Raw genomic sequence first — 13,223 nt, forward strand, 5'->3', positions numbered from 1 at the left:
GACATCAACGGCCGGGATCTCGGCGGCTATGTCGCCGACGCCCAGAAGGCCGTCGCGGCGACAGTGAAGCTGCCGCCCGGCTATTCGGTCGCCTGGAGCGGGCAGTTCGAATATCTGGAGCGAGCCGCGGCGCGGATGAAAATCGTCGTGCCCGTCACGCTGCTCATCATCTTCCTGCTGCTCTTTTTCAACTTCCGGGCGCTTACCGAGACGTTGATCGTCATGCTGTCCTTGCCATTTGCCCTTGTCGGCGGGATCTGGCTGATGTGGTGGCTGGGCTTCAACATGTCGGTGGCTGTCGCGGTCGGCTTCATCGCGCTCGCCGGCGTCGCCGCGGAGACGGGCGTCGTCATGCTGATCTATCTGGAGCAGGCCATGGCCGAAGTGAAGGCGGAACGGGACGCGCACAAACAGCCGTTCGTCCGGACGGATCTCTATGAGGCGATCATGCTCGGCGCAGTGGAACGCGTGCGGCCCAAGATGATGACCGTCGTTGCCATCATGGCGGGCCTGATCCCGATCCTCTGGAGCACGGGCACCGGCTCGGAAGTAATGCAGCGCATCGCCGTGCCGATGATCGGTGGCATGATCTCGTCCACCCTCCTGACCCTGGTGGTGATCCCCGCCATCTATGGGCTGGTCAAGGGATGGCGGTTGCCGAAGGGCGTCGCGTCGACGACGATCGACGAGGTTACGCTCCCGGAACCTGTAATGTTCGACCTCGCTGCCGAATGATGGGAGGCCGCAATAATGAAGCGGAATCACTTGGTGCATGGGAGTCGCAGCCCGCCGAGCGTTCCGATAATGGCTCCGCCTCCGAAAGCCACTATCTGTTGTCGCGCACATTCTTCCTCTCGACGGCGTGAAAGCGTCGGACGAAGGGGTGCCATTGACTGGCCGCCTCATGGGACTTTGAACTGCGGGATGGAACGGTGTGGGGTCACCTCGAAGCGCCCGCGATGCGCCCCAACCATCAAAACCATGCCCAGCAAACATTGGATGCGCCGACACTTTCGCAGTAGCTATTTAGCACGATCAACCGGCTGGCCCGAGCTGCAAAGAAGGAAGGCGAAACATGCGCGACCACCTACTGAAAGCCATCGCCCTGATGACGCTGGCCGCGGCGACAATGCCGACGGCGTTCATCACCGAGGCACTCGCTGCCGACGCCAGGACCTTCACCGTCACGATCAGAAATGTGAGCGACGCCACCACGCTGGCGTTGCCTGACGGCAAGACGACCTCTGCCCCGATCGCGCCCGGGCTCTATGCCGTCGTCAGAGGCGACGCGAAGCTCTTTACGCCGAACCAGCCAGGCGACCGCTCGCTCGAAAGCCTCGCTGAGGACGGCGACGCGTCGGCTTTGCTTGCGGCCATCAAGAACGTGGACGGCGTGGCTACAGCAGACATGTTCGTCCCTGGGCTACCGCTGACGGTCAAAGCCGAGCCCGGCGATCGCCTCGTGTTCGCGTCGATGTTCGTCCAGTCGAACGACAAATTCTTCGCTCCGGCTCCGAAGGGCATCGAGCTGTTCAATGGCAAGGAGCCGGCAGCGGGCGATCTGACTTCCGCAGTCACACTGTGGGATGCGGGCACCGAAACGGACGAGGCGCCAGGAGCAGGATCCAATCAGGCACCGCGCCAGCCCGGACCCAATACGGGCGCCGATGAGCACGGCATCGTCCACCCGGCAGACGATGGGTTCACCTACCCAGGTGTTGCAAGCGTCGTCCAACTCACCGTCCTGGCTGAAGAATGAGCGCGGCGACCGCAACTGTGGCGACCCCAACTGTCAATGCTGCATGGCAAATTAGGAACGCAGACCGATTCGCTGGATTGAAACGAAGGTGATCGATGCCGCGCAGAGCCCGTCATCCCGCTCCTCAGACGACATATCGATCCCATGAACCATAGTGCTCTTTGCTTCGTTGGCCGCGCGGTAGGCTGAGGCCGATCACGACCAGCCCCGCAACGATGTCGTTCAAGGTTACGCCAAGGCTTGCGCTGCCGAGCAGCCACGGCGCCACGAGCAACCACAATCCGAACGGCAAGTTGAGGAACCGCAGTGGCCGCGCGATCTCGGCCATGGCGCAGACCGCGATCGTGATGATCATGGCTCCCACGAGATGATCGCTGTTCGCCATAACGCCCTCGATGCCGAAGATCAGCCGCGAAAACATCAGCCAGGCGCCGACGATACAGCTCGCGACCAAGGTCCAGGGAACCGTCACGCCTCGGATAGCGGCGGCAGACTGAGCGACGAGCGGGGCGGAGAAGCCGGGTTCGTTCTTGTCCTCCTCTCCGTTCGGCTCGGGTCCACCCCGGAAAAAGGTGCGCCAGAACGGACGCCCCGCACGGACGCTGCGCAGCATGTACTGCCCCATCGCAATCACTTCATCGACGGTCAGCGGGATCATGATCAGCATGGCGGCCGCCGCGATCAGGCACAATGTGCAATAGGTGCCGATCATGATCGGCTGGATGATGATGAAGAAGATCGAGACGCCGCCGAGCGGCACCACGAGGATGAAAAAGAACGTCACCATCCACGGCATCGTCCGCCATCGGGTGGCCGTGCCCATGGCGCCCATCAGGGCTTCGATCATATAGGCGGCGGCACCGAGCCCTGCGTCGGGGATCGGCCAGGCCCTGGATACGTCCGATGTGATGATGAACTCCGTGCCGTTCCTGCCGTTCCCGCCGGTGAAGAACGGCTCCCAGACAGTGCCCACCTGCCCGAGCTGGTAGGCGGTGAGATAGCGGGCGATGAGGAAACCGAACAAGCCGAGTGCGATGATTGGCAGGCGCTGCAGCCAGGATGAAGGCGAGTAGGTCCAGCCTGGAGGGACGATGCTCTCGTCCATCATGCCTTCGTGGCTCATGCCCGGCATCATCGGGAGGAGCACCGAGAAGGCAATGGCCAAAGCTCCGACGATCGTATCGTTCATGGTGGCGGCGGCGCTCGGCGTCCAGAAGAACAGGGGTGCAAACAAGAGCCAGAGGCCGACGACCGTCGTGCCCCACTGCGCCCACGAGAAACGAGGCGACAGCGCGAGCGAACCGAAAAGCATCAGCAGGAGGCCGGCGGCGATGTCGCTCCACCCTGTAAGCGCGTTGCGCAGGGCGGGCTCCCACAGCCCGCGTTCTTGAGTGACATCGCGAACTGTTCCGGCTGCCGCTGGATCGAACAGCGCGAACTGGATTGGGCTTGTGAGCAGCCAGATGCCGAGGGTGATGACGAGGAAATGGACCCAGAGCATTTGCTGGCCCATCCCCGCCATGTCGGCCATGTGCCCGGGTTTCATCTTCTCATGGTTTGCGTGAAACTCTTCGGCCCGTTGGCGCGCCTTCGCTCCCGTTCCGGCCACCTTGGCTGCATTGAGCTTGTTTGCCTGATACCAGCCGGGGGGATCTGCCTTGAGCGCGTCGATCATCGTCGGCAGCGTCTCACGCAGAGAGTGCTGCGGCTTCCAGCCGAGGAGCTTGCGGGCGCGACTGATGTCGACGGCGTAATGGTCGTCGGCGATATCGACCATCCAGGAGCGAATGAAGGAATCCTCGCCCAGCACGTCCTGCTGGACCCAGGCACCGGCTTTGGCGAGAGCTTTCGGCACCTCCCGTGTCTCCCAGTTCTCGCCACGGATCAGGCGGCCGATCTCGGTTTGCATTTCGCCGTAACCGATGGCCTCGGGCTCGCCGAGAAGCAGCGCCACCTCAGGGGAAAGCTTCTTGCGCAGCTCAATCAGGCGAGCAACTGCGTCGGCTAAGTCGTCCAGGTGGAGGAAGGACTGCCCGGTGCGCAGGTCGCCGGGATAGACATGTCCGGTCGGGTCTTCCTCGTAGATACGGGCGATCTGATTGCCGAGAAAGGCATTGTGGCAGAGGTCGTCGTAGACGCCGGCCGGCCGAAGATAGACAACCGGGATCGGCCCGTGCTGCTTGTGTATCAGGCATTCGGCCTCGATCTTGGAGGCACGGTAAGGAAGGTCCGACTCCAGCGGCGAATCCTCATCGATCACGTCGCCTGGCCGTCCTGCCTTGTGTGCCAGCATGGAGCTGACGAAGACGAACTGTTCGACTTCGAACGGCTGAAGCGCGCGCAGGAGCTTTTCGGTGCCGCGAACCGTAATCTCGTCGTAGAGCGGGTTCGGCTCGCCGGTGAGGTCGAAATAAGCCGCAAGATGGATCACCGAGGCGATGCGAGTGCCATAGGCCATCCGCACACGCTCCAGGCCAGCAGCAACTGACTCTTGCGATGTCAGATCGATGCAAATGCACTCGGCGGCCGGAGGCGGCTGACGCGTCGCCGCTCGATCGAGGCCGACAAGGGCAAACTTGTCAGCGAACTTGTTGATGAGAGCCGAGCCGATGAAGCCCGCACTGCCGGTCACGATGACTGTATTTTTACGTTTCGCCATTCGCGCTCGCTCCTACTTGCATGGCAGGGGCAGGATCCGGTTTATGTTGTTCAAGAGATCGATCGGCTGGATGAGCATGAAGCGATCCTCCTCGATTGTCGAATCCAGCCGGTTCGTGTCAGCCAGCGATCACTCGACCTTTTGCCGGAACTTCGAATGACAACTCGAGCGATCCTGCAAGATAAGATGTAGGATGTGCTCCGCCGGAAGCTTGGCGGGATCGGCTGCCGCCGCCCATCGCCAGCCCGGAACCCATTCTCATGTCGTTGGTGATACGGGGTGGCGCCCGCTCGGCGTCGGCGGCCAGAGCGCTGGCCAGCGTCCCGATATGATTGGCCAGCGCCTCGAACTCCGGACGGGCCGGCTCGATATCCGGCTTGGCGCCCGAAGCGCGCCCAGTGACGCGCAGGGGAATTCGGCAAATCAGCGCAGGGCCGGTGCGGGCGCGGAGGGTCTCGGCCGCTGCCTTGAAGGCCGCAGCGTCATAGGCTTGGCTGCCGTCAAACATCCCGGCGATCGTCTTTGCCGCTGCAGCCATCTCCTTCATCGACGCCTGGCGACCTCGATGATCGCATCACGGCTCGAATGGGTGGCCGCGAGCACGGCGGAGGCGCAGGCAAGCGACAGCACGGCGGCAAATGCTAGCCACGTTCCCTGGCCGCCTGCGCGGCAACGTATGCCAACGCTGGGACGAGGCCTGGCTGCGGGTTCAAAATCCAGTTCCGAAAGGAGTGTCGGTTCGAGCCCGACCACCCGCACCATCTTCTCAAATCTCGTTGCTAAGGTTGTGCCGGAGGCTGGCTGCCCTGCCTCCGTTCCTAATGCGGATCTGCCCGCCCGGTGATTGATGGGTCAGATAGTTAAATAAAAGCAGATAGTTATCGGGGGAATGAGGGAATGGTCTTGTGTCAAAGCCACACAGGAAGGCTGTCCGTTTCGTCCATTTGCGTTCCCGCGATGGGCGGCCTCAAGATCTCTTGAGGCGCCCTTTTTGCTGACGGCATTGGCGGGCCTATCCCGCGATCCATCCACTAGCCGCGCATCCGATGCTGTGAAGGGGTCGGCAATGGCGAACTAACTCGTGTGCTTGTGGGACATCAACTGATGTGCAATGACGCGCGGACGATCGAGGCCTCCATCGGCGAGCCAAGCGTCGGTGCTTGCTGCAGCTTCCTCGATCAACTCGTTCGTATGAGAGAAATCATAGGGCGATCCCACCAGCGGACACAGCGGTGGCACGACAAAATAATCGATGCTGTCGTCAAGTCCCTGCAATTCGGTCATCAATTGCCGCGCAATCAGCAAAGTCAGTGCATGCAGCGCGTTTGCGACCGCCCCGACGGGGGGCTTGTCGAGCGCGCAGGCAAAACCGGTGGGCAGGACGATCAGGCGCTGCGCGCCGTGATCGACTGCTACCTTGATCGGCGTATTGCTCGATACCGCGCCGTCAGCAAGATAGAGATCGTCGAATTGCACCGGTGCGAAGGCCGCCGGTATTGCGACACTCGCCAGGATGGCTTGCGCGGCCGAACCTTTCGACAGCACGATGGTGCCGCCCGACAGAATGTCGGTCGCGACGACATAGGCCGGGATGCTTGCGTCCTCGAGGTTGCGGTAGGGGAGATGACGGTCGACGAGCTGGTGAAGCGCGTCCGACGCGACAAGGAAATCCCGCCGACGCAAGAATCCGACCATCGTCCGCCATGTCAGCGGAAACACGTCGTTCCGACGCAATCCGCGCCAGATCGTCTCCAACTGTCGTACTCCTTCAATCGTTGGGTTGCCCGCGTAGTAGGCGCCGTTCAGCGCGCCGACGCTTGAACCGACAACCATATCTGCTGAAATGTCGAGGCGCGCGAGCGAACGCAACATGCCGACTTGAATGGCGCCAAAGCTGCCCCCGCCTGCAAGGACAAATGCCGTTTTGCGTCGAGCGCCATCGCTGGGCATGGGCACGGCCTCCTTAGCCTATGCGCGAGCTATGCGCACGGACCCCGCGCAACGTCATCCAGCCATGCTCGGCCTCGATGAAGACAGCGATTCTGTCTGGCTGCACGGCGTCGTCGATTGCGAGAGCGGTATCGTACGTCACGCGCTCCTGTATCTGCAAGCGCCGCGCGCAGCGGGCAATCGGGTGAAGTCGCGCGTGGCAATCAGCGAGGTGCTGAATCGGTCGTGATCCTGAATTCGGTCGCCAGAGCTGCTTGGGCGCCGCCGTCTTGACGACCAAGGGTGGGGCGCAGACGGAGCTGATGTAAGTCGCCAATCAACCTGTTTTGCCCTGCACACGATAGGTTTTTGGTATCAAAATGAAAGGCATTGGGCATTTCTCTTTGTGCGCCTAGCCCGTGACACTCTCGTCATACCCCGCCCCATACGTTGGGCCTCACGGAGGAGAACTGGACATGGCCTATGAAGTGATTGCGTACCAGGCCGGGCTTGAGCCATTGCTCCTCGCCCTTGTCCTGCTCGGTTCCACAGCAGCGTTCGCCGAATTGGGTCTGCTCGCCCGTTGGCAGAACAGCGGCAAGGCGCCGGCTATCTTTTACTCGGCCGACATCCTGCCGCCGGCGATCGACAAGCACACGATTTGAGCCGGCGGCCTTCGCGCCAACCATCGGCACCAGTTCCAACAACTGGCGCTTCCGGCCGCGAGGCCTGGAACGTCGAACCGTTCCAGGAGAACATCCATGTCCAGCGTCGAACAGACTGCCCCGACCACGCTCCGCATCGGCGCCCACATTGTCGGACATGCCGGCGAGGAGCTGATCCACATCTTCGCACTCGCCATGCGGCACGGCATCACCGCGACCGAGCTCGCCGACAATCTCTACGGTTTCCCGACATTCTCGTCGGACATCAAGAACATGATGTGAGCCAGTCCACGGTGGACATCGCCAGATGCGACCGCGAAGGAACGGAATGTGTTTGGATCATGATTATCATGCGAAAATGGGTTGTTCGACAGGGCGTCCCCGGTGCTATTCGGCGCCGAGAAATGCGGAACTTTGCATATGGCTGCAGTTGAACAAGTCATGACATTCGAACAGGCGGTGCAGGCGGCGATCGATCTCGACGCGCCGCTCAGCGAACGGCTTGCGGTGATCGCTGCAGCAATACGAAGGCTCGACACCAGCTACGCGGACGCGGCCGACCGCATGGTGATGCGGCTGCAGGATAAGGGGGCAGGCGCCACGGCGCCTAGGCCCGGTGATGCCATGCCGGCCTTTCTGCTCCCCGACGAGAACGGCAGGTTGGTAAGCCTAGCCGAAGTACTTGCCAATGGGCCGGTGGCGATCACCTTCCTGCGCGGGCATTGGTGTCCCTTCTGCCGGTTGAACGCGATCGGCATCGCCGAGGTGCAGCAGGAGATCGCGGCCATAGGCGGCCAGGTCGTGGCGATCACGCCGGAACGGCGAAAGTTCTCAACGGCTCTGAAAAGCCGGGTCGGGGCTCAGTTCTCCTTTCTGACCGACATGGACAATGGCTACGCACTTTCGCTCGATCTGGCGATCGGGGTAGGCGCGGAAATGCAGCAACTGCTTGGCGCCGGCGGCGACGACTTGCCGAGCTACCAGGACAACGCCGCCTGGTTTCTGCCGATCCCCGCCACGTTCATTGTCGACACTGATGGCATCATCACGGCGCGTTATGTCGATCCCGACTATCAGCGGCGTATGGAGATCGATGACCTGGTGGCCGCCCTCAAGCGCGCTCGGTGACCGCGAGTGGCCGACCGGCCGTTGACGAAGGAAGCGTTAGGGCACGGCGGCGATTTCTGGCACCTGAGTGACCCGCATTACATCGTCTCGCGAACCTTTCATGAATCTAGGGCATGGACGTTGGCTGGCAGTAGGCTACACTGCACAGAACTGCGAATTTGGAGTTGCCGTCATGGCTGCCAATGAGTTGGTCGTGAAACTCGAAGAGGCCGTCCAGGCTGCGATCGTGCTTGATGCGCCGCTGAACGAGCGGATGGCGGTGATCGCCAATGCAGTGCGTTCGCTCAGCACCATCTTCGCCGAAGCGGTCGACCGGATGGTGCAGCGGCTGCAGGACCAGCATGCAGGCGCGATGGCACCGGCGCCCGGTGATGTCATGCCGCCATTTCTGCTGCCCGACGAGAATGGGAGGCTGGTTGGCTTGGCCGAGATCCTGCAGAGGGGGCCGGCCGCGATTTCATTCCAGCGCGGACACTGGTGCCCTTATTGCCGGTTGAATGCGATCGGCATGGCTGAAGTCGAGAAGGAAATCACCGAATTGGGCGGCCAGTTCGTGGCGATTGTGCCCGAGCGGCGCAAATTCACGGCGGCCATGAAAGATGAGGCGGCTGCATCCTTTCCCTTCCTCACCGACATGGACAACGGCTATGCGCTGTCGCTGAACCTGGCGATTTGGGTCGGGACGGAAATGGAAACGCTGATCGGGGGCGCCGGCTGGGATGTGCCTAGCTATCAGGGCAATGCCGCCTGGTTCCTGCCGATTCCGGCAACCTTCATTGTCGGCACCGACGGCATAATCACAGCGCGCTACCTTGATCCCGACTATCGCCAGCGAATGGAAATTGACGACCTGCTTGCGGCTATCGAGCAGGCTCGCGAACCCCAAAGGTTGACCAGTCGGTTGCGCGCAACAGGTTGAGCAGCGTCGTGGCGACAGGCGCACGCTGCCGGCCCGCTACGCTATAGGCGGCCACGGTTCGGGAAATATCGATATCGCGCAATTTGAGCCTGCGAACGTTGGGTGAGCGTGGCGCAGTCATCGAAACAAAGCCTACCCCAGCGTTGGCCTCCAGCAGCGCCAACAGGTCATGATCGGTTTCGACTTCATGTGCCGCTTCATGCGCAAACCCATTGGCCTTCAGGAAGCGGGCCAGGTCTTCACTCGTCTCCCAATCGACCCGGCTCAGTATCGGCTCACCAACCAGTTGGCTCAACGCGACATCGGCTTCGTTGCGTCTGCCGAGCGGGTGCTCTGAATTGACCACCAACTCGATCTCCTCATCGAACAGCGGCCACGTGTCTATCCTGTCCCAGGCCTGCCCGAGCGGGCCGGCGATCGCCAGCTCGGCGTCACCACTTTTGAGCGCCTCGACTACGATCATTGGAGCGCCGCGGCTGATCTTGAGGTGAACACCCGGGTAGGCACGAAAGAGCTCGCTAAATGGCGATATCATCAGCGCTATGTTGATGCTGTTGGAGATCGTAACGTTAAGTGGCGCAACGTCGCTGCTTTTGACAGCCTTGGCGAGTGACTTCGCGGAACTCGCCGCGTCGTAGCATTGCTGCAGGAATGGCAGCATGCGGCGGCCGAGTTCGGTCAGATGCGAATGCTGACGCTCACGTCGGATGAGCTCGCCACCAAGCTCATCTTCCAGATTCTTGATGGCGCGCGTCAGCGCCGGCTGAGTGACGTTGCACTCCTCGGCAGCCCGCGTAAAATTGAGCGTGCTGGAGAGTGCCAGGAAATAGCGAACCTGCTGCATTTCCATTCGGGGTGGCCCTTAACGCAACGTGAGGTTCGTCACGTATTAAGACGTATTCTCGAGCCGATCAAGGGATGCGCGGTTCGAAGGACGGTAGCACGGCGTTGTGCCCAAAAGCGGTAGGGAGAGAGAACATCTGACACTGCTACAGATGAGGGGCTTGAAGCCGTGGCAAATGACGTGGTGGTTCACGGAGACAGCGCGTTAGCTGTCCTCACAGACGTTTCCAAACCAGCCGAGGTTATGGCTCTGATTGACAAGACATTGAAGACGCTTGGTCGGCTCGATCTCGCTTGGAACAATGCCAGCTTGCTCGGAGCGTTATGGGATCGCAAGTGCAAAAACTGCACACGAAAGTTCCTTTGGGCGACACCTGTACCTTCTGCCAAGGCAAATCCCAGATCTCGGTTCGGGGATCGGGATCTTTGCGCGTCACGGCTGCCGAGGGTCTGAGAGCCGCCGTTCTGGGTGGGATGGGTCTTGCCATCATATTCGGAGTGGATGCTCGCTCCGGAACTAGAATCGGCGCGGCACGCTTAGTTCTGGAGGACTAGTGTCCGCCGAACGTCGATCTCTGGGCGGTTAGCCCCACGGATCGCATGGCGAGCGCGAAAGCGCGCATTCGCAGACGTCGTCGAGAGCGAACTGAAAGGACTCCAGAGGCCGATAGCATGGGCAACTCAGGCCTGTTACGCACGCTACCGATGTTCGAGCGGACCTTGGCGACGCCTTGATTCAAGCTTCTTGCCGGTAAGTGGAACACTGCGGGGCGGTCCGCCGGTGTTTTCTGTTTCAGGGCCGAGCAGGTGGTCACTCAGCCTTCGTCACAATAGCTGCTTGATCCGGGATCAAAACGACGTGGTAGGTCACGACATCGCAACTGAGCAAATAGACCCGTTTGTTGGGAGCGGACTCGGCAGCGATGCGCTTCGCAGAGCTTGGGTTGTTGCAGACGTAGCCCTGGCTTTGGACCTTGGCCGCAACGATAGTCGCAGCACCGCGCTGTTCCTGCGCTGCAACGGGAACGGCGAGATAGGCCGATGCGAGAACGCCGGTGGCGATAAACGAGAGCCAAAACCACACTGCTTTCACTTCAAGCTCCTTGCTATCTGTCGGAACATTCAGCCGAACTGCGCCTCATGGTATGTAACGTCACCTGACTGCTGCCAAGCTGGACATTTTTTTACTTACCTACCGCGATTTGTATCATCTTTCAGCACGGGCACTAGGCAACGCTGCGCATGATATCCATGCTTGTACGGAATGACCGCCGCCGGCGACGGTTTGGACCCGAACCTCCTCCATCTGCGAATACAAGCGGCGAACCAAATCTGACGGTGGCGTCGATGATGGATGGGGCAGATACTTAAAGAAAATCAGCTAGTTATGAGTTGTTGTGTGCAAAAACTGCACACGAAAGTTCTGCTTCCCTTCTTTTTCGTTCCCACGAGGGACCCGCCGACAGCCCTTTTCGGCGCACTGCTGCCGAAGGCTTTGACCTCTCTAACGCGAATGTTCGCCGTGATATCCGTTCCTGTTTATCCGCCCCGGCGTCCAGTTTGCCTAGGGACCGTCCGCTGCCCTTTGGCTCGATTGCTTGTGCTTAGGAAACTGCCGCCCTAGCTGGTCGCTTGGGGCGGTGCTTCATTTTGCCAGCCGGCTAGCTCTGGTAGGTCATCAAGCCAGCTTTTCTCCGTCATCGAGGCATCCTCGGCCTGCGGTGCATCCTCGGTGGCGTTTTGAATGAGCCAGTCCACCCACTTCCGATAGGCAGCCGGGTCCAGTTGGGGCGGCAGCACCTTGGCCTTGGCCAGCATGCGTTTGCGGAAACTGACTTGCCTGCGAAGTTTGGTCGTCGTGAACTTGATTGCCTTGCCTTGGTATTCAACCGTCCAGCGCCCATCCCCGTGGCTGGTGAGCCTGTCGATGGCGAAAGCGACATCGACCGGTCTGTCCCGCCAGGGAAGCTCGACGGCATTCTTCCTCAGATCGAGTGCCCATCGTCTGTAGTTGGCCCCGGCACGCTGGGGCGGCAGCACACCGGCCTGTTCGAGGATTTTCCTGCGGAAGGTAGGCTGCTTCTTGAGCTGCCCGGTCGTCAGCTCGATGCGATGCCCACGGAATTCGACGTGCCACCGGATCCTGCCGTTGCCGAAATACTTCACCAGCCTGTCGATGGCGAACTCGTCATCCGTAAGAGTCGCGCATCCCTGCTTGATGCTTTCGAGAATGTATTGGCTATCGGTGGGCATGGCGCGGCCTCGTGCAGGACCTCTCAGAAGCCTAGAGATGCAAAAAATCAACGGAGAATTTCTCCACCATATCATTATTTTTGTTGTGGAATTGTTGGCTGGTGGTTCTTGCAAGCCTTTCGAACTTTCTGCCTCGCACACGCTTTTTGCTGCTATGGCCGTCGCAGAAGTCGTTTCTAAACTGATGGGGTTTTAGCTCGCGGTCCGTAATATGCGCCATAGGCTGGCCGCGGCGTATGAAAGAACGTGGCGGGTCTTTCCTCGTTGTCGTTGACGATTTGCTCCGCCATGGTTGGCAGCTCTGCAAACGCTTGGGCAGTCGCACTGGCTGTCGGCTGCAAGGGGTCCATCCTGACACGAATGCGCAACCCTTCGTGTTACGGTCTAATGGTTTTACGTCACTGGCCTGATCGCTATCAAAGGAAATGGGAGAGTTTGCCACGTCTAGGATCAATCGCCGCGTATTGCTCTTCCACTCCGGCAGCGCGGTCGTCGCCTCGACGGTTGCGGCAACGGCGCTCGGTGCAGAGCCGCCGGGCCGAGACCAAGAGCCCTCCAATAATCTGCAAGCGTTGATTGAGGCGCACAAGACAGCTTATGCGGCGTTCGGTAAGGCCCTGCATGACATAGGCGGTGGTAGCAGCGGCTCCGACAGAGCCAGCCGGGAGGAGGAGAGGGCGCTGCTCGCCATCTGCGGCTACGCTGCGGTTAGGGAAAGGGATCGCCTGGCCAAGGCCCGGTATCTTTTAGAGATTGAGGCGCGCGGTGAACTCGACCTCGCAGAGCATATGCAAGCCGTTCTCCGATCGATGTAGAACGAATGAGGCGACCGGCGCGCAAAAGGTAAGCTGTTGATGTCTGATATGCGCCGCATCTCGATCGTAGAGCCGCGCAATCGTGGTACCTGAAAACGGACATCGTACAGATTGAGCCCGTTCGACATCTCATGCCAGGGGCCAGGGGTAGTTTCCCAAGTTGCCACCGACGCGTTTGATAGGACACAGCCGGCCAATCTGGACGGCGCCGGCCGGCCGCGTGCATCGATAGGCGCGTGTCGCTCACGGACGA

At 60.7% G+C, this 13,223-nt stretch carries 15 protein-coding genes; 8 read left to right on the forward strand and 7 right to left on the reverse strand.

Going from position 1 to position 13,223, the window contains the following annotated elements:
- Together E5W70_RS09455 and E5W70_RS09460 are read left to right on the forward strand one after the other, a co-directional pair.
- A partial coding sequence (locus E5W70_RS09455) for an efflux RND transporter permease subunit (protein WP_292656803.1) occupies nucleotides 1-735 on the forward strand: 735 nt, incomplete at its 5' end.
- 340 nt (nucleotides 736-1,075) lie between these two features.
- Nucleotides 1,076-1,759, forward strand: a complete 684-nt coding sequence (locus tag E5W70_RS09460) for a spondin domain-containing protein (RefSeq protein ID WP_292656805.1) — start codon at nucleotides 1,076-1,078, stop codon at nucleotides 1,757-1,759.
- 124 nt (nucleotides 1,760-1,883) lie between these two features.
- On the opposite strand, the gene E5W70_RS09465 is transcribed toward E5W70_RS09460, so the two are convergent.
- From E5W70_RS09465 to E5W70_RS09480, 4 genes are all read right to left on the reverse strand, one after another.
- Nucleotides 1,884-4,418: a vitamin K epoxide reductase family protein gene (locus E5W70_RS09465; RefSeq protein ID WP_292656808.1), complete on the reverse strand. Its 2,535-nt coding sequence runs from the start codon at nucleotides 4,416-4,418 to the stop codon at nucleotides 1,884-1,886.
- Between the two features lie 118 nt (nucleotides 4,419-4,536).
- On the reverse strand, nucleotides 4,537-4,956 hold the full coding sequence (locus E5W70_RS09470) for a cytochrome c (RefSeq protein WP_292656810.1): 420 nt from the start codon (nucleotides 4,954-4,956) through the stop codon (nucleotides 4,537-4,539).
- A 536-nt stretch (nucleotides 4,957-5,492) separates the two neighbouring features.
- Complete coding sequence (locus tag E5W70_RS09475; protein ID WP_292656813.1) at nucleotides 5,493-6,368, reverse strand: patatin-like phospholipase family protein; 876 nt, start codon at nucleotides 6,366-6,368, stop codon at nucleotides 5,493-5,495.
- Nucleotides 6,369-6,381: 13 nt separating this feature from the next.
- Nucleotides 6,382-6,510: a GTP cyclohydrolase I gene (locus tag E5W70_RS09480; RefSeq protein ID WP_292656815.1), complete on the reverse strand. Its 129-nt coding sequence runs from the start codon at nucleotides 6,508-6,510 to the stop codon at nucleotides 6,382-6,384.
- Nucleotides 6,511-6,823: 313 nt separating this feature from the next.
- On the opposite strand from E5W70_RS09480, the gene E5W70_RS09485 reads away from it, so the two are divergent.
- From E5W70_RS09485 to E5W70_RS09500, 4 genes are all read left to right on the forward strand, one after another.
- Nucleotides 6,824-7,012: a hypothetical protein gene (locus tag E5W70_RS09485; RefSeq protein WP_292656818.1), complete on the forward strand. Its 189-nt coding sequence runs from the start codon at nucleotides 6,824-6,826 to the stop codon at nucleotides 7,010-7,012.
- A gap of 96 nt (nucleotides 7,013-7,108) precedes the next feature.
- Nucleotides 7,109-7,294, forward strand: coding sequence for a hypothetical protein (locus E5W70_RS09490; RefSeq protein WP_292656820.1), 186 nt, complete (start codon nucleotides 7,109-7,111; stop codon nucleotides 7,292-7,294).
- A gap of 159 nt (nucleotides 7,295-7,453) precedes the next feature.
- The gene (locus E5W70_RS09495) at nucleotides 7,454-8,140 is read left to right on the forward strand and encodes a peroxiredoxin-like family protein (protein ID WP_292656822.1); all 687 of its coding nucleotides are present in this window, start codon (nucleotides 7,454-7,456) and stop codon (nucleotides 8,138-8,140) included.
- A gap of 172 nt (nucleotides 8,141-8,312) precedes the next feature.
- Nucleotides 8,313-9,059, forward strand: a complete 747-nt coding sequence (locus tag E5W70_RS09500) for a peroxiredoxin-like family protein (RefSeq protein WP_292656826.1) — start codon at nucleotides 8,313-8,315, stop codon at nucleotides 9,057-9,059.
- Here the strand turns inward: E5W70_RS09500 and E5W70_RS09505 are convergent.
- From E5W70_RS09505 to E5W70_RS09515, 3 genes are all read right to left on the reverse strand, one after another.
- Entirely contained in the window at nucleotides 9,001-9,909 is a 909-nt protein-coding gene (locus E5W70_RS09505) for a LysR family transcriptional regulator (protein ID WP_292656829.1), read from the reverse strand. The genes E5W70_RS09500 and E5W70_RS09505 overlap by 59 nt on opposite strands.
- An 804-nt stretch (nucleotides 9,910-10,713) precedes the next feature.
- Nucleotides 10,714-10,995 carry a hypothetical protein gene (locus E5W70_RS09510; RefSeq protein WP_292656832.1) on the reverse strand — a complete coding sequence of 94 codons (282 nt, stop codon included), beginning with the start codon at nucleotides 10,993-10,995 and terminating at the stop codon, nucleotides 10,714-10,716.
- Between the two features lie 527 nt (nucleotides 10,996-11,522).
- Nucleotides 11,523-12,155, reverse strand: a complete 633-nt coding sequence (locus tag E5W70_RS09515) for a hypothetical protein (protein ID WP_292656835.1) — start codon at nucleotides 12,153-12,155, stop codon at nucleotides 11,523-11,525.
- A gap of 37 nt (nucleotides 12,156-12,192) precedes the next feature.
- Here E5W70_RS09515 and E5W70_RS09520 point away from each other — a divergent pair, with 37 nt between their 5' ends.
- Both E5W70_RS09520 and E5W70_RS09525 read left to right on the forward strand, forming a co-directional pair.
- Nucleotides 12,193-12,351 (forward strand): hypothetical protein, encoded by a 159-nt coding sequence (locus tag E5W70_RS09520; protein WP_292656838.1) that lies wholly within the window; start codon nucleotides 12,193-12,195, stop codon nucleotides 12,349-12,351.
- A gap of 268 nt (nucleotides 12,352-12,619) precedes the next feature.
- Nucleotides 12,620-12,970, forward strand: a complete 351-nt coding sequence (locus E5W70_RS09525) for a hypothetical protein (RefSeq protein ID WP_292656840.1) — start codon at nucleotides 12,620-12,622, stop codon at nucleotides 12,968-12,970.
- Nucleotides 12,971-13,223: the final 253 nt, after the last annotated feature.

It is taken from the genome of Mesorhizobium sp. (assembly GCF_005063415.1).
In the GTDB taxonomy this organism is placed as follows: Bacteria; Pseudomonadota; Alphaproteobacteria; order Rhizobiales; family Rhizobiaceae; genus Mesorhizobium.